12 protein-coding genes and 1 pseudogene are annotated in these 15,564 nt (G+C 59.0%); 4 read left to right on the top strand and 9 right to left on the bottom strand.

The genetic code is table 11. The features are described from left to right. Window positions 1-106: 106 nt before the first annotated feature. The 3 genes from BCM02_RS14950 to BCM02_RS14940 form a co-directional block, all read right to left on the bottom strand. Complete coding sequence (locus BCM02_RS14950) at window positions 107-1,828, bottom strand: ABC transporter substrate-binding protein (protein WP_148929907.1); 1,722 nt, start codon at window positions 1,826-1,828, stop codon at window positions 107-109. 450 nt (window positions 1,829-2,278) lie between these two features. Continuing rightward, on the bottom strand, window positions 2,279-4,066 hold the full coding sequence (locus BCM02_RS14945; RefSeq protein WP_148929906.1) for a sensor histidine kinase: 1,788 nt from the start codon (window positions 4,064-4,066) through the stop codon (window positions 2,279-2,281). Next, entirely contained in the window at window positions 4,063-5,637 is a 1,575-nt protein-coding gene (locus tag BCM02_RS14940; RefSeq protein WP_148929905.1) for a response regulator transcription factor, read from the bottom strand. Before BCM02_RS14940 ends, BCM02_RS14945 begins: the two co-directional genes overlap by 4 nt. Before the next feature lie 166 nt (window positions 5,638-5,803). Between BCM02_RS14940 and BCM02_RS14935 the strand changes: the two genes are divergently transcribed. The 3 genes and pseudogenes from BCM02_RS14935 (at window position 5,804) to ant(6) (ending at window position 9,101) form a co-directional block, all read left to right on the top strand. Continuing rightward, window positions 5,804-6,949, top strand: coding sequence for a family 8 glycosyl hydrolase (locus BCM02_RS14935; RefSeq protein WP_187434247.1), 1,146 nt, complete (start codon window positions 5,804-5,806; stop codon window positions 6,947-6,949). Window positions 6,950-7,233: 284 nt separating this feature from the next. Next, complete coding sequence (locus BCM02_RS14930; protein ID WP_148929903.1) at window positions 7,234-8,199, top strand: copper amine oxidase N-terminal domain-containing protein; 966 nt, start codon at window positions 7,234-7,236, stop codon at window positions 8,197-8,199. A gap of 45 nt (window positions 8,200-8,244) precedes the next feature. Then, window positions 8,245-9,101, top strand: a pseudogene (gene ant(6) / locus BCM02_RS14925) (aminoglycoside 6-adenylyltransferase). Between the two features lie 102 nt (window positions 9,102-9,203). On the opposite strand, the gene BCM02_RS14920 reads toward ant(6), so the two are convergent. The 5 genes from BCM02_RS14920 to BCM02_RS14900 all read right to left on the bottom strand — a co-directional run bounded on the left by BCM02_RS14920 (window position 9,204) and on the right by BCM02_RS14900 (window position 13,131). Then, complete coding sequence (locus tag BCM02_RS14920) at window positions 9,204-9,830, bottom strand: hypothetical protein (RefSeq protein ID WP_148929902.1); 627 nt, start codon at window positions 9,828-9,830, stop codon at window positions 9,204-9,206. A 43-nt stretch (window positions 9,831-9,873) separates the two neighbouring features. Then, window positions 9,874-10,794 carry an SDR family oxidoreductase gene (locus tag BCM02_RS14915; protein ID WP_342791310.1) on the bottom strand — a complete coding sequence of 307 codons (921 nt, stop codon included), beginning with the start codon at window positions 10,792-10,794 and terminating at the stop codon, window positions 9,874-9,876. Window positions 10,795-11,300: 506 nt separating this feature from the next. After that, entirely contained in the window at window positions 11,301-11,759 is a 459-nt protein-coding gene (locus BCM02_RS14910) for a VOC family protein (protein ID WP_148929901.1), read from the bottom strand. Window positions 11,760-12,014: 255 nt separating this feature from the next. Continuing rightward, window positions 12,015-12,617 carry a hypothetical protein gene (locus BCM02_RS14905; RefSeq protein WP_148929900.1) on the bottom strand — a complete coding sequence of 201 codons (603 nt, stop codon included), beginning with the start codon at window positions 12,615-12,617 and terminating at the stop codon, window positions 12,015-12,017. An 85-nt stretch (window positions 12,618-12,702) separates the two neighbouring features. Beyond that, window positions 12,703-13,131: an Lrp/AsnC family transcriptional regulator gene (locus BCM02_RS14900; RefSeq protein ID WP_148929899.1), complete on the bottom strand. Its 429-nt coding sequence runs from the start codon at window positions 13,129-13,131 to the stop codon at window positions 12,703-12,705. A 155-nt stretch (window positions 13,132-13,286) separates the two neighbouring features. Here BCM02_RS14900 and BCM02_RS14895 point away from each other — a divergent pair, with 155 nt between their 5' ends. Next, window positions 13,287-14,339 carry an oxidoreductase gene (locus BCM02_RS14895; protein ID WP_148929898.1) on the top strand — a complete coding sequence of 351 codons (1,053 nt, stop codon included), beginning with the start codon at window positions 13,287-13,289 and terminating at the stop codon, window positions 14,337-14,339. Window positions 14,340-14,439: 100 nt separating this feature from the next. Here the strand turns inward: BCM02_RS14895 and BCM02_RS14890 are convergent, their stop codons facing one another. Continuing rightward, complete coding sequence (locus BCM02_RS14890) at window positions 14,440-15,474, bottom strand: zinc-binding alcohol dehydrogenase family protein (protein WP_148929897.1); 1,035 nt, start codon at window positions 15,472-15,474, stop codon at window positions 14,440-14,442. Between the last annotated feature and the right edge of the window lie 90 nt (window positions 15,475-15,564).

Raw genomic sequence — 15,564 nt, 5'->3', positions numbered from 1 at the left:
TGTTTAAAAAGAGCGGCGGGGGCGGCCCTGATGTATCCGGCTCCGATTCGGACCGGACGGTGCCGCCTTCCCGCCCTATGCTCCTTCTCATGCGATGATGGGGCCGTTAATTCGTGCCTTGGATCTTCGCGACCTTCTTCTTGATCTCTTCGGTCATCGTCTTCTCGTATTCGTCGACCGGCGTCTTGCGGTATTCCGTCACGTAATCGTTCCAGACGCTCTCGAATTTATCAGGCGCGGCGAGCACGATCTTCGCGAAATATTTCTTCTGCAGGTCGGTCTGCTTGACGGTGAAAATTTGGGCCGGCGTATCCTGCTCGAGCGCGATGCTCCATGCGGGATACCAAGGACGGTCGTCCGGCGCGGCGAACAGGTCGGCGTACGTCTTGGCGTTGTACTTGGCAAGGCGCTCCTTCTCGGCGTCGGTGAAGGACGCTTGCGCGACCTCCGGCTGGCGGCCGGGATCGACGGCGTTGCCGTCCGGGAATGTGGAGCCTCCGCCGTACATCGGCCAATAGTAGGCGAAATAGCTGATGCCGACTTCGCGGGAGTAATCGTTGTCCTTCAGCTTCTCGATCTGCTCCGGCGTCCGGTACAGGCGGCCATTCGCGTCCACTTCGTACGTCTCGCCTTGGATGCCCCAGCGCGTCAGCTTCTGGTTCTCGTCCGTCAGCAGGTTGTCGAAGAACTGGATGATGCGCTCCGGATCCTTCGCGCTTACCGTAATGCCGATGCCGCGGTTGTTGACGAAGGACGGCGGGTCGAGATATTGATCCTTGGTATTCTCGTCGAACACGATCGGCAGCGGGAAATACATCAGATCGTCATTGCCGGCCTTGTTGACCGTGTTGAACGCCTGCTGCACCTGCCAGCCGTAGTCGAACAGGCCGAGCACTTTGCCGGAAGTCAGCTTGGCGAGATATTGGTCGTAGTTGTCGACGAATGAAGACTTGTCGAGTAAGCCTTTGGCGTTGAGGTCATTCAGCGTCTTCAGCCAACGCTTGGTACCGTCGTTGTCGCCGTACACTTTCGCTTCCATCGTGTTGACGTCGACTTGCACGCCGCCGTCGTTCGGGTAGCCGGCCAGATGGTTCGGCGGGTTCGTCGTCGCGAAGAAGCGCCAGTCGTGCGTCAGCGTCGTCATGCCGATCAGGTCTTCGCTCGCATGTTTGACCGTATAATCCTCGATCAGCTTCACGAATTGGTCGAGCGTCTTCACCTGCGGATAGCCGGCTTCCTTCAGCACGCGGTTCTGGATCCAGAACGCGCCCTGGTCGATCGTCGGGCTCGGCTTGAATTCGCCGACGAGCGGGGAGAACGGCAGGAAGTAGATGTTGCCGTCATCGGCTTTCATCAGGTTGAAGTATGGCTCGTAGACGCGTTTGATGTTCGGTCCGTATTTGTCGATCAGGTCGTTCAGCGGAATGAACGCGCCCGCGTCGAGAATCTTGTCGATGCCCGCGTCCGGCTGGATGACGTCCGGATATTCGTTGCTCGCGATCATCGTGCCGATCTTCGTCTGCAGGTCGCCGACGAGGAATTCCTGCTTGAAGTTGACGCCGGTCTGCTCTTCGAGCTTCTTGCCGATCATCGTCTTGTTCGTCTCGATGTCCTTGTTGGCCGTCGCGTTGAAATACGTGAACGTCACCGGAGCCGGCTTCTCGGCCTCTCCGCCGGCCGCGTTCTGGTTCCCCGCGTTCGCGCTGCCTTCGTTCGCCGGCGCCGGCGCGTTGTTCCCGCCTCCGCTGTTGTTGCCCGAGCAGCCGGTGATGGCTACCGCGAATGCCGTGGCGAGCACCGCCGAACCGAGCCATTTTTTATTCCGCATGAATCGCTTCCCCCTCTGATTCGCCTGGTATTGTAAGCACTTTCAGTATAGAATGCGGACCATGCGCCGCTTAATGGAGAAACTAAACTTGTTACTGCATTATGTTTAGAATTCCCTTTATTAACACGCGACCCAATGTTGTCAGGTTAAGAAGGGCTACGCCCCGTTGACCCCACTTTTGTTGCTCCCTCCTCCCACCTCCTCCGCCGAGGAGGCTCCAAAGGGCTTTGCCCAAGCGTATGCTTCCGAAGTGCGTTTTCCTTTGAAAACGCTCTGGACTCCCTTTTTCGTGCTGGCGCGCTTGTTCGCGGTCGGCGATTTGGCTTGAGCGGGGCACGCTTTTGTCCTGACGGACAAAGCTTCAGGGGGTTTTAAGTCCTTCTTAGTCATAAGCATGTTGAAGCCTGTCAACAATTGGCCGCCGGTGGCCCACCCGGTTTAGATCGCGGTCTAAATCGCGCTCCGGCTCTCCTGCGCAAGCGCGTCGCGAAGCAGAATGTCCACGGTCGTCCCGACGCCCGGCTCGCTGCGCATGCGGAAATCCGCGCGATCGCCGTAGTTAAGCTTCAACCGGTAATACACGTTCGCGATCCCGATATGCTCGCCCATCTCCTCGCCGCCGGCCAGCTCGTCCATGAGCGTGCGCAGCCGCTCCGGCTCGATGCCGCCGCCGTTGTCCGCGACCGTGCATAGCAGTCCCTCCGCCGTCCGCCGGACGCTGACGCGGATTAATCCCGCGCGCTTCACCGCCTCGATGCCGTGAATGCTCGCGTTCTCGACGAGCGGCTGGAGCGTCATCTTCGGCATGAGCGCGCCGTAAGCTTCCGGATCGACGTCGATCTCGTAGCGCAATTTGTCCTCGAAGCGGTATTTTTGGATTTCGAGGAAACAAGCAACGAGGTCGACCTCCTCCTTCACGCTCACCCAATCCTTGCCCCAGGCGAGCGACCGGCGGAAGATCTTCGCCATGTTATGGATAATGTGCGCCGTCTCCTGCTCCTGCTTGATGAGGCTGCGCATGCGGATCGTCTCCAGCGCGTTGAACAGGAAATGCGGGTTGATCTGGCTCTGCAGCGCGTTCAGCTGCGCCTGGTTGCGCCCAAGCTCCAGCTCCTTCTTCTGGATATCCGCGATATAGACGTCGTTGATCAGACGGCGGATTTGCAGCGTCATCTGGTTGAACGCTTCGGTCAGCTGCCCGATCTCGTCGCGCGTCTCCGGCTCGGTAATCGGCTCGAACGTCTGGTTTTTCACCCGCTTCATCTGCTTCAAGATGCGAACAAGACGCGTATTCATCGAACGGTTGAACCAGACGATAATGAGTGTCGGCACGAGCAGGTTCAGCAGCGCGAAGTAGAACAGGAATTGGCGCGACTCCCGCACGTCGGCGAGCACGTCCTCCTCCCGGAATGCACCGGTCACCCGCCAATCGGCCAAATACGACGCCGAGAACGGCTCGCGGAACAACAATGTGCCCCGCTCCTTCGCCGCATCGTTCATCCACGCGCCGCGCGCCGCCTCCCCGTCCGCCTCCGGGTCCGTCGCGTAGAGCAGCCGATCGCCCTGGGACAAATAGAGCTTGCCGTCCAGCGTCGCGTTCTTGAACACGTCTTCCGTCAGCGCCGGGTGAAAATCGATGCGCAGCAGAATCGGACGCCGCACGCCCGCCTCCGACCCGCGAATGCGCCGCAGCAGGCTGATCGTCTTCTGCCCGCCAGGCGTCTCCGGCGCAAGCTCCAGCGCGATGACGTCCGACGGAGCCGCCGCGCTGATCCGCGGATACCAAGGCTGACTGCGGAGCTGGTCGTCGATCGGTTGGACGCGCCCGCCGTAGACGATCGAATCGTTGTTCGTATAGATCGTGATCGCCTGGATCGTCTCGTAGAGCGGGCTGTACTTCTCCAGCATGAGGCTGACGTAGCTATTGTAATGCTCCACGTAATCCGCCGGATTGTCGTATCGTTGGCTGACGTATTCCCACATGAGGGAGTCGTTGTACAGCACCGTCGATATGCCGGCTGCGGCGTTGATGCTGTCTTGCAGCTCGTCGCGGATTTGCTTGACGGCCACCGAGATATCGTTCATTTTCTGATGGCGGATATTGCCGGTCGTAATGGCGTAGAACACGACGTTCGTCGCCACCACTGGGATGAAGACCGAAAGGACGTACATGAGCAGCATCTTATTCCGCAGCCGCACATTGTTCAAATTCAGCATCATGCGCAATCGGCGTCTCATGGCGTTCGCGTCAGCTGCGCCTGCTTGTATTCCGTCGGCGAGCAGCCCTCCACCTTCTCGAATTGCTTGATGAAATATTCCGAGCTGCTGAAGCCGACGAGCTCGGCGATCTCGTAAATTTTGCGGTCGGTCTGCCGCAGCAGCCGCTTCGCTTCGCCGATGCGCAGCTGGAGCAGGAAATCGTTGAAATAGACGCCGTACGTGTTCTTGAACAGCTGCCCCAAGTAGACGGGATTAATGTAGAAGCGCTTGGCCATCCCCTTCAGCGTGATCTCCTCGTTGAAATGCGACTCGATATACTGCCGCACCCGATGGATGCCGCCGGTCGTCTTGCGCTTGCGCAGCTGCTCCATGCAGGCGGCGCTCTCGGCGAGGAACGGCTCCAGCTTCTTGAGCAGCATGCCGAGCGTCTTCGGCGTCTGGTTCCATTGCATAAGCGGCGCGAGCGAGGCCAGCTCCGGCTCCTGCCCCTCGTTCATCCGCCGCAGCGTATCGAGCACGCGCACGACGCACTTGGACAGCGAGGCCATGACCGCGTCGGTCGTGAACGCATGCCGCTTGAAATCCGCGCCGATCCGGGCGACCAGCCCCGACAACAGCGGGATGTCGTTCTCCTCCACGCCCTCCTGCAGCGCGGCATAGACATCTTCGTCCAGATCGCGGAAAGCAAGCCCGGCCTGCGACGCCATGCCGGCCGTCAAGACTTGGCGGTCGTCCAGAGCGAACTTCGCGTTCATCGCGTCCCGCGCCGCCTCGTAGGAACGCTTCAGATCGGCCGGCCGGTCGACGATCGGGCCGAGATAGAGGCGCAGGAAGCCGCCCTCCTCGCCGCCCGCCCGGTGCAGCAGCCGCGCCCCGAGCCGCTCCAGCTGGGCGGATCCGGAATCGGACAGATGGCTCGACGTCAGCAGGAAGCCGAACGTGTACGGGCTCAAGTCATGGACGATAGGCGCGCCGCCGCCGAGCCGCATGAGCGCTTCGCCGATCGCGCTCTTCCATTGCCGCAGCGACTGCGCCTCGGCCTCCGCGCTCTCCCCGCAGCCGTTGCGCTCGGCGATGACGTAGCAGCACGATCCTTGCCCGAGCCGCAGCACCGCCTCCAGATCGGCGGGGGGCGCGCCGTCCGCGCCTTCGAACAGCAGCTCGTTCAGCACCGCGTCCGCCGTCCGCTGCCGGCCGCCCTTCTCGTCCCGACTTGCCAGTCTGCGGTTCATCCTCGTCAGCGTCTCCGTCAGTTCCCCGTCGTCGATCGGTTTCAGTATGAAGTCCTGCACGCCGAAGCGCATCGCGCGCTGGGCATACGAGAATTCGTTGTAGCCGCTCAAGATGACGAACTCCGGCGCGCGGCCGCCGCTTTCCTTGACCGTCTCGATGAGCGATAAGCCGTCCATGACCGGCATCCGGATGTCCGTCAGCACGAGGTCCGGCCCGTGCAGATCGATAAGTTGGACAGCTTCCTCGCCGTCCTCCGCCTCCGCGATAACCTCGTAGCCGAACGCTTCCCACGGAATGAGCTCCTTGAGTCCTTTGCGTACGAACATTTCATCATCTACCAGCAGTACTTTTCGCATGACGTCGCCCCCTTAGGATGTAAGCGCTTAAAATTCTAAAGATAGCACAGCACGATCTATACTTCTTCCATTCCTCCCCCTTCCCGGCGGCGGTAAGCTAACGGTGATTCCATGATCAACTGGAGCAAGAGCGCTCCGAGAGGGAGAGATTGAAGTGTCAACGACAATGAGGCAAGGTGCATATGCGACCGGTCATTACCGGAATTTGCTGCAGGAATACGGGTACGCCCCGGAAGCGATCGACGCCCGGGTCGAAGCTTGCTGGGAAGGGCTGTTCGGGGATGCGCCCGATACCCGAATCTATTACGAAGCCGGCGAAGACATGGGCTACCTGCTGGATACCGGCAACCTGGACGTTCGCACCGAAGGGATGTCCTACGGCATGATGATGGCCGTCCAGATGGACCGCAAGGACGTGTTCGACCGCATCTGGCGGTGGACGATGGCCCATATGTACCTGGAGGAGGGGCCGAACGCCGGCTACTTCGCCTGGTCGTGTTTGCCGGACGGCACGCGCAATTCGAACGGTCCCGCGCCGGACGGCGAAGAGTTCTTCGCCCTGGCGCTGCTCTTCGCGTCCCACCGCTGGGGCGATGGCGACGAGGCGCCGATGGACTACGGCCGCCAAGCGCGGAAGCTGCTGCAAGCGTGCATTCATAAGGGAGAGAACGGCGACGGCTTCCCGATGTGGAACCCGGACAACAAGCTGATCAAATTCGTGCCCAACTGCGAATTCTCCGATCCGTCCTACCACCTGCCGCACTTCTACGAGCTATTCGCGAAATGGGCGGAGCCGGAGGACCGCGACTTCTGGCGTGAAGCGACGAGCGCAAGCCGGGATTACTTGCCGCTTGCCTGCCATCCGGTCACGGGACTGGCGCCGGAGTACGCGCATTACGACGGCACGCCGAACGACGAACGCGGCTATGGCCGCTTCTTCAGCGATTCCTACCGGGTCGCGGCCAATCTCGGCCTCGACGCCGAATGGTTCGGCGGCGACCCGCGCCACGGCGAGATCGCGGAGCGGATTCTCGCCTTCTTCGCGGACAAGTCGCCGGACGATTACCGCCGCTATGAGCTGGACGGCGAGCCGCTGGAGGAGAAGTCGCTTCACCCCGTCGGCCTGTTGGCGACGAACGCGGCGGCCGCGCTTGCGGCGCCGGATTCCGCGCACGCGCGGGCGGCGCTGCGGCTGTTCTGGGAGACGCCGCTTCGCGAAGGCGACCGGCGTTATTACGACAACTGCCTTTATTTCTTCAGCCTGCTGATGTTAAGCGGACGCTACCGGATTTGGGAGCCGAGGCAGGCGTAACAGCAAAGGACGAGTTCGGCTTCGGTCGAATCTCGTCCTTTTTGTGGTTGTAACCCCTTACAAGTTATCGTGTCCGAACCGCGCTGGATGCAACGCTCGTTTTCCGATTTCAGAATATCATGGTCGTCAGGCGGGCGTAAGGCGAGGAATATTGGGGAAAGTTCCACTATTTTTGGGGGAAAACACCTCGCCCGGGCTGGCCGAATTACCGCTGACCGAAACCGCCCAGCATTGTATAATATTACTAATCTTGCGGAAAATACGAGATTGGGAGGTTGCCTGGAATGAAACGAACCATATACACCGCGCTGCTCGCCATTGCCCTTACGGCCGGCGCCGCATCGCCCGGCGTTACAACGTCTGCCGTCGCCGCGGGAGCTTCCACGAGCGTGTACGTCAACGGAACGCCTGCCGCGGCGCTCAAGCCCATTGTCGACCGGTCCGGCGTCTATCTGCCATTCAAGCCGCTGTTCGCTCCGTTTGGCTATACGGCCGCTTACGATGAGACAGCCAAGCTGCATGTACTTGCAAAGCCCGGCACCAAAATCGTCTTCGCCGTCGGGAGCCGCGCGGCGACCGTCAACGGGAAGACCGTCAAGCTGTCGGCGCCCGCCCGCGCGATCGGCGGCACCGTCTACGTGCCGCTCCGCTTCGCGCAGGAGACCGCCAAGATTCCGGTCGTCTACGACCGGGAGGCGGGACTTGTCCAGTTCGGCAGCGCATTCCTCGCCGACCAGTTCTTCCGGGCCCGCTTCGGCATGACCGTCGCGGAGCTGAAGAAGCTCATCAAGACCGCCCCGTCGGAGGAAGGTCAGCAGGACGAAGGCTACGTCGTCGAATACCACGGACTGCCGTTGCCGCAAGAACGCGAGGGATATTACACCTTCTCGTTTGAAGGCGGCAAGCTCGACGCCATGCGCGTCTCGTTCATGGACCATTCCGGAGACTTCGAAGCATCGATGAACGCGTACGCCAAGGACAAGACGTACTTGGACCGTCTCTACAACGGAGGCGACAGCGCCGACGACGTGCAGTGGAACGTGGACGACGAAGAGCGGCGGGATTTTATTCAGGAATACAAGGGCGACGAGTATAAGTTGATCCGGGAAGCGATCACGTTCGGCGTCATGAATCTGGAGGCTCGTTACGCGAGGACCGGATATACCGTGCACATCCATTTCACGAACGTGAATTGGGATGAAGCCGACGATCCGTTCTTTATCGAGACGTTGACGTATGCGAAGAAATAGCCGCTCGGCGCGAGAAAGCAACCGCTGGATCGGAGGAGGGTCGAATTGAGAAGCTCAACCGACATCTTGAGACTTCTGCTGGATATTGCCGAGAGGGACGAACGCATTCGACTCGTCACGCTGGAAGGCTCGCGAACGAACCGGAACGTCCCCGCCGACGCCTACCAGGATTACGATATCTCTTATTTCGTCACCGATATGGAGACGTTCAAGCAATCCGATCGTTGGCTTCAGCCTTTGGGGGAACGGCTGATGATGCAAAAGCCCGAAGATATGGAGCTTTTCCCGCCGGAACTGGGCAACTGGTTCTCCTATCTGATTCTGTTCGAGGATGGCGTTAAGTTAGACTTGACGCTGATTCCCATCGGCGAGACGGACGACTATTTCGCCCAGAGCGACGGTTTGGTCGAGGTGCTGCTCGATAAAGATGCGCGCGTCCCCCGCGAAATCGTCCCCGGCGATCGTCAATATTGGATTCGAAAACCAACCGCGCGAGAATTCGACGCGATTGCTGCAACGAGTTCTGGATGGCATCGATCTACGTGCTCAAAGGGTTGGCCCGACAAGAGATCCTCAATGCCATCGACCATCTGCACGAGGTGGCCCGGCCTAATTTGCTGCGCATGATGGCGTGGCGGATCGGTTCGGAGCATGGATACGACTTCAGCCTAGGGAAGAACTATAAATTGATCCATCGCTATCTTCCGCCTGAAGATTGGGAGACGCTGCTCTCCACCTATTCCGGCGGCGGGTATTCCGACATGCGGCAAGCGTTAACGGCCTGCCTGGCGCTGTTCCGAAAATACGCGAAGTCCGTGGCGGAATGCTTGGATTATCCGTATCCCGCGTACGACGAAGCCGTTACGAAATATTCGGCGCGGCTCTATGCCGAGTGGACATAGACCAGTACGGATGGTGTGCCGAGCACGCTTACGAATGGAAAAAGCAGCAGCCGCGAGCTGCTGCTTTTTTATGGCCGCGCGCATCCAATGAGCGGCGTCCGGTTAAGACGACTCAGCGTTCAGACGGAACCAACGGCGGTAGCTCGAGAACAATGCTTCCCTGAGATCGTCGTCCACGATCGCAAGCGCCTTGTCGAGCGAATGACGATAGAAGTCGAGCAAATCCTGCTCAATTCGCTGCAATTTATCGATTAACTCATCTCGTCGATACGTAATGGCATACATTTTTAAGCGACCTGATTCCGTTACCTCTCTCATCGTCCCCGTAACATCGTCCGACCAGACGTTCACGAATTCACTTTCATACGTGAGTGTAGGAAAAGGATCGTGTCCTAACCATGCGCCCTTCTTACCAAGCACGGCATCCAAGATATCTCTCCACGTCTCCAATCCAGAACAGCAGCTGGGAACGATCCGGTTACGTTCATCCTCGAACGCAATACCGCCTCTTATGGCAATTTCCTCGAGCGCGATTAAATCCCGAACAACCTCATCGGGCTCCCGGTTCACGTCAATATGGTTGTACCCGCATAATAAGGCCAAAAAGAGCGAGGCATCTGCCTGATTCGAAAGCGCCGAAAGGGTGACAACTTCCTTATACTCCACCTTCGGCAGCCAAGGTGGCTGCTCGTAATATGGTTCTTGAACGACTGCATGAACAATAGGCAATTCGTATCCCCTCCATACTTCTTCCTTACCGGAATTACCCATCTTACAACTTCGGCCATTCGAAGCCGGTCGCCTGCTCGCTCCATGCCCAGAAGCGGCGAGCCTGCTCCGCGTCATTCGCCCGCGCCGTAACGGCGGCGGGCTTCTGCTTGTAGTAGTACCCGCCGCTTGCGCCCCGGACATCGCCGGTCGTCGCCAGGTATACCGCGGTCGCCGAGCCCTGCTCCGGCGTCAGGAAGAACGGGCGCAGCAGCCGATGGACCATCTTGCCGAACCCCGTGCGGCGGTCCACGCCGATGTCGGTCGAGACCGCGCCGGGATGAAGCGCGTTCACCGTAACCGTCGTGCCTTCGAGACGGCGGGCAAGCTCTCGGGCGAACCAAATATTCGCCAGCTTGGAGCGGCCGTAAGCGCCCCACACCGTAAATTTCTCCCGCATGCCCGGATCGTCGTAATTCATGCGGCCGATTTTGTGCGCGCCGGAGGAGACGACGACGATGCGCCCGGCCTTGCTGCTGATCAGCAGCGGCAAGAGCAGCCCCGTTAACACGAAATGGCCGAGGTGATTCACGCCCAACTGGCGCTCGAAGCCGTCTTCGGTCTCTTCCCGCTTGATCGTCACGACGCCGGCATTATTGATCAGTACGTCGATATGCGTACAGGAGGCTTTCAACTCCTCCGCCGCGGCTCGCACGCTGGCTAGCGACGCTAAGTCGCACAGGATGAGCTCCGCGTCGCTCCTGCCGCTGCGGCTATTGACGTAGCGGACCGCCTCCATTCCTTTCTCCCGGCTCCGCGCCACGAGGTACACCTTCATCCCGTGCTCGGCGGCGAGCAGCGCGGCCGTCGCCCTGCCCATCCCTCCGCTAGCCCCCGTGACGACCGCGACGGGTCGGTTATGCGCATCCACCATTTTGTTCGCTCCTTCCAAGACGTAGTTAACGGAATCGTGCCTCTTTTTCATGAAATGGTACTCAAGTTCTATCCTTGCAGTTCTCAGGTCGCAGCAGGACAATCATGCTTCTATGCATGCAGTACTTCCTCCCTCTCTTAGTGCAACAATTCCTTGAATTATTCAACACGACTCCTTAATAAAGCGCGTATACGCGTCCGACAGAGCATGCTATATTTTTGTGAATCTATACTAAAGAGTGGTGAACGTAATTGCAATTCGATACCGATTTATTCTGCTGTCTGCTATGCGAGGGCCTGCATGAACGCCGAGATGCCGAGCTTGTCTTATCGACCGGCTGGGTTTGCCTGGGCGATATCCAACACCCGGTCGGGGTGTGCTGCCAATGCGCGCGGCAACAGGATGATTATAGTCCCTTTCTCCGGAGGGCATCGTCCTCCTAAAATAGAACGAGGAAAGGCTCAAGCAGCCTTTCCTCGTTTTGTTGCGAAGGTTCGTCAGCTACGCTCGCAACATGTTCTCAGGTTCAATCTCATCCTAGCGATAGTCAAACCAACCTACAACTCCGCTTGACGCATCGCCCCTAGCACAATGCTGTAACCATCCGGATCCAGCACGTACGCATTCTTGAACTCCCAACCGCCATGCGCGCCGATGAAAGGCTCGATCGCGATTCGGGCGCCGCGCCCGCGAACCTCTTCGACGTAGGCGCTCAGCTCCTCCCATCCCATATGGACAAAGGTGTCCCATCCGTACTCCGGCCCTTCCCAATCGGTCGGGTAATTCGATCGTTTGGCGGAGACGGCGTTCGGCCTCACATCCTGGGCAGATGCCGCTTGCTGGAGAATGACGATCATCTCGTCCCTCTCCGCATGCCCCCAATCGTCCACCAGGCAGCCAAGCTGATCCCGGTAATAAGCTTGCGATCTCGCCAAATCCGACACGAGCCTCACCTGAATCGTCTTGCCCAGCGCTTTCTTCGGTTCAGCCTGCATGCCTGTTAGTTGCGCATCCATTCGCGTAACCCCCATCGTTATTTAATCGTTACTCCTCCCAAACGCGTTCCGATTCTCGTTGTCTCACCTAAGAGTATATTACAACTTTTGGAATTCGGTAAGGCATCGGAAGGCGTCGCGATCAAGCGGATCGAGCGGGCGGTCAGTCGGTTGCTGCCTTCGCCCGGCGAATCGATGGTCAACCGATAATATTTCACATACAAGAACCCCGTTCCCGCGACGACGAGCCCCGCCCAGCAGAATTTCCTGGTCGATCTAATTCGATGCTCCGTTCAGCAAATTGCCAAAGTCATCCACATAATAGCCCTCGGATTTCCACCCTACGTCGGTTTGCTGCAGCAAATCGAGGATAGAGGTTTTGCCCGGACCGAATCTGCGCAGCAACTCAGTTCGATAATAATCCATGTCTCGGCCTTCAAAAACGTAGTCTGTCGCGCAGTAGTTGTCACCCATGTAGACGGCAAACGGATAGCCGAAGTAATTTGCAAATTCTTGGCAGATCGCTCTTAGTTCCGTCTGCAGCTCTTGATTCACAAGAAACGAATGCCACCTGATGAGAGGGCTAAATTCGCAAATATGCGCGTTGAATAGAAAGCTAAATCCGCCGGGGCCTTCAAGCTCTACATACTCCTCTTCCTCGATATGGACGGAATCAAAAGGACCGAAATTAGTGGATTCAATATTACGATCTCTCGTTAATGACCACTCCCGGTCCAAACGGGGATGATGCACGCTTACTTCTCTCAGACAATGCACAACTCTCGGAAATTTGGTCCCTTCGTTTAGGTCCGCTTGAAACCTCTCCATTGCCTTAAAATCCATGCCATGCTTGAGAATAGCCGAGAAATTTACCCCCATTTTGCACGCCTCCATTGGTACAGTTAGCAATCATCCATCGGCTTCTCGCTTCATGACACCGCTTGTTCCCGCATGTGTTCGCGCCTCAGGGAATAAGCCGATCGTGCTTGATCGGCGAGGACAGCACGATGAGCGTCGTCGAGTCGCCGAACTGGCCCAGCTCGTTGATCGCGCGCTCCAGCGTCTGCAGCGATTCCGTCACGAGCTTGACGAGAAAATTGTACTGATGGCCGCTGATGCGATGCAGCTCGACGACGTCCGGCGCCTCCTTACAATAGTCCACGAACCGTTCGCACCCCTTCGTATAAAACAAGATGAAAGCGGCGATCGGCTTGTTGATCTTCTCCGCGTCCACCACGGCGCGATAATGATCAATAACGCCCTTCTCTTCCATGCGCCGCACCCGCTCCGTCACGGCCGGCTGGGACAGGGATACCGCTTTGCCGAGATCGGTCATCGAGATGCGCCCTTGCTCCTGCAGCACGAGCAAAATATGTTTGTCCAATTCGTCCATCGTCACGACTCCTTGTTATTAAAGGTCAATACGGAGAAATACAAGCATTACAAAGGCTGATTCCGTCAAACAACAGGATTCTTCTATGGGTTTGGCTGCCCTCATTATATAAAATACAAATCAACAAAGAAATAAACCCGAGGGAGTGACCGAATATGACCTATAACGAACTGCTGCAACCGGTCCGCATTGGCGATTGGCGCCTCCGCACGCGGATCGCGATGGCGCCGATGACGCGCGGGTTCGCGGACGATGCCACAGGGGCCGTCAATGAGAACATCGCCGCCTATTATAGAAAGCGGGCGGAAGATGGAATCGGCCTGATCATTACCGAGGGAATAACGCCTTCCCCGCTCGGGAAAGGCACCTTCGGGGTACCGGGTCTATACGCGAAGGAGCAGGCGAATTCATGGCGCGGCGTGACGGAAGCGGTGCATGACGCGGGCGGCACGATCATCGCGCAGCTGTGGCATGTCGGCCGGCTGACCCATCCCGATCTTATCGGCGGCCGTGCGCCCCAAGCCCCTTCCGCCTTGCAAGCGGAAGGACTCGTGCACCGCCTGCGCAAGCCATTCGCGATGCCGAGCGCCATGACGGCGGATGAGATCCGGCAGGTCGTATGGGATTATGAGCGAGCGGCCCGATACGCCGTCGAAGCCGGCTTCGACGGCGTCGAGATTCATGGCGCCCACGGCTATCTCATTGACCAATTCGCTTCGACTTCGACCAACTCGCGCGCCGACCGCTATGGCGGCAGCCGGAGCAACCGGCTTCGGCTGATGAAAGAGGCGCTGGAAGCGGTCGGCGGCGCGGTCGGCATGGAGCGCGTCATCCTGCGTTTCTCCGAGCTGAAGGATGATCAGCCCGGCTTCCGCTGGGAGGAACCCGAGGCGGAGATCGAAGCTTTCGTTGACGCGTTCCGCGAAGTCGGCCTGCGCGTCATCCATCCGTCGACGAATTCGTTCGCTCAGCCGATTGCCGGCGGCCGGAAGTTCCATGAACTCGTCCGGCAGCGCTGGGACGGGGCGATCATCGGCGTTGGCGGGCTGACCGCGGACGCCGCGGACGAAGCAATCCGCGCGGGCATTATCGATCTGGCCGCCTTCGGCCGTCCGCTGCTGGCGAATCCGGATTTCGCGGCGCGGCTTCGCGGCGGGCAGCCGCTGGTCGCTTATGAACCGTCCGTTCATTTGAAGACGCTGACGTGATTGCAGCCATGCATGCGGCGGAGCTTCCGGCAGTCTCTATAACAAGCACCAAAGAAGCCGTCGCTCGCAGCGACGGCTTCCGCCTTTTATCCGTATTACGTTATTCGAAACCTTCCAGTACAACCTTGCCGACCGTCCGTCCCGTCTCGAGCATCGCATGCGCCTTGCGCAGATTGGCCGCGTTGATCGGCGAGAGCGTCTCGCTCGCGGTCGTGCGAATGACGTCTTCGTCCACGAGACGCGCGACCTCGTTCAACAGCTTGTGCTGCTCGATCATATCCGGCGTTTGGTACATCGGACGCGTGAACATCAATTCCCAGACGAACGTGACGCTCTTGTTCTTCAACAAGGCCAGGTTCAACAATTCGTCCGTCTCGACGATCGAGCAGATCTTGCCTTGGGGCGCGATCGCTTCCGCCATGTTCGCCCAGTGCTTCTCGGTGCTGTTCAAGCAGAGGATGTAGTCGACCTGGTCATAGCCGACTGCCCTCAATTGCGGGACGAACGACTCAAAGTGGTTGATGATCGCGTCGGCGCCAAGCGCCTTCGCCCACTCGGTCGATTCCGGACGGGAAGCCGTGCCGATAACCGTCAGCCCGGCGTGTTTGGCCAATTGCGTCGCGATCGAACCGACGCCGCCCGCCGCCCCGATGATCAGGATGGTTCGGCCCGCGTTGGCGGCCTTGTCTCGCGAGACGCCGAGCCGGTCATAGAGACTCTCCCAAGCCGTGATCGCCGTGAGCGGCAGCGCCGCCGCCTGCGCGAAGTCCAGCGTGGACGGCTTCGCGCCGACGATTCGTTCGTCCACGAGATGGAACTCGCTGTTGCCGCCGGGCCGCGTAACGCTGCCGGCATAATACACTTCGTCGCCTGGGCGGAACAACGTGCAGTCCGGCCCCGCCTGCTCGACGACGCCGGCCACGTCCCAACCGAGGATCCGCGGCGCGCTCTCGGTGCGGTCTTTCGGCGAACGGACCTTGTAATCCGCCGGGTTGACGGAGATCGCATTCACCTTCACGAGCAGATCCCGGCCCGTCGGCGTCGGCTTCGCCACGGTCACGTCGAGCAGGCTCTCCGGATTGTCGATCGGCAAATAATGATAGAGCCCCACGGCTTTCATCGTCGTTGTCGTCATCGTACACCTCTCCTTAAATCGCGATTGACTTGCGTATAAGGGGAGTATAGTCCGTGATCAAAGGTTTGAGTAGTACGCACATTTTTGTGA

The sequence above is a fragment of the Paenibacillus methanolicus genome (assembly GCF_008124765.1).
GTDB classification, from domain to species: domain Bacteria; phylum Bacillota; class Bacilli; order Paenibacillales; family Paenibacillaceae; genus Paenibacillus_Z; species Paenibacillus_Z methanolicus.
Note: the sequence above shows the minus strand (reverse complement) of the source record. Positions and strands in the feature narration are given on the sequence as shown.

What these genes read in the sequence shown, in the direction of transcription:
- BCM02_RS14950 (WP_148929907.1), bottom strand. Translation starts at nt 1,828, where the DNA reads ATGCGGAATAAAAAATGGCTCGGTTCGGCGGTGCTCGCCACGGCATTC.
- BCM02_RS14945 (WP_148929906.1), bottom strand. Translation starts at nt 4,066, where the DNA reads ATGAGACGCCGATTGCGCATGATGCTGAATTTGAACAATGTGCGGCTG.
- BCM02_RS14940 (WP_148929905.1), bottom strand. Translation starts at nt 5,637, where the DNA reads ATGCGAAAAGTACTGCTGGTAGATGATGAAATGTTCGTACGCAAAGGA.
- BCM02_RS14935 (WP_187434247.1), top strand. Translation starts at nt 5,804, where the DNA reads ATGAGGCAAGGTGCATATGCGACCGGTCATTACCGGAATTTGCTGCAG.
- BCM02_RS14930 (WP_148929903.1), top strand. Translation starts at nt 7,234, where the DNA reads ATGAAACGAACCATATACACCGCGCTGCTCGCCATTGCCCTTACGGCC.
- BCM02_RS14915 (WP_342791310.1), bottom strand. Translation starts at nt 10,794, where the DNA reads ATGAAAAAGAGGCACGATTCCGTTAACTACGTCTTGGAAGGAGCGAAC.
- BCM02_RS14910 (WP_148929901.1), bottom strand. Translation starts at nt 11,759, where the DNA reads ATGGATGCGCAACTAACAGGCATGCAGGCTGAACCGAAGAAAGCGCTG.
- BCM02_RS14905 (WP_148929900.1), bottom strand. Translation starts at nt 12,617, where the DNA reads ATGGGGGTAAATTTCTCGGCTATTCTCAAGCATGGCATGGATTTTAAG.
- BCM02_RS14900 (WP_148929899.1), bottom strand. Translation starts at nt 13,131, where the DNA reads ATGGACGAATTGGACAAACATATTTTGCTCGTGCTGCAGGAGCAAGGG.
- BCM02_RS14895 (WP_148929898.1), top strand. Translation starts at nt 13,287, where the DNA reads ATGACCTATAACGAACTGCTGCAACCGGTCCGCATTGGCGATTGGCGC.
- BCM02_RS14890 (WP_148929897.1), bottom strand. Translation starts at nt 15,474, where the DNA reads ATGACGACAACGACGATGAAAGCCGTGGGGCTCTATCATTATTTGCCG.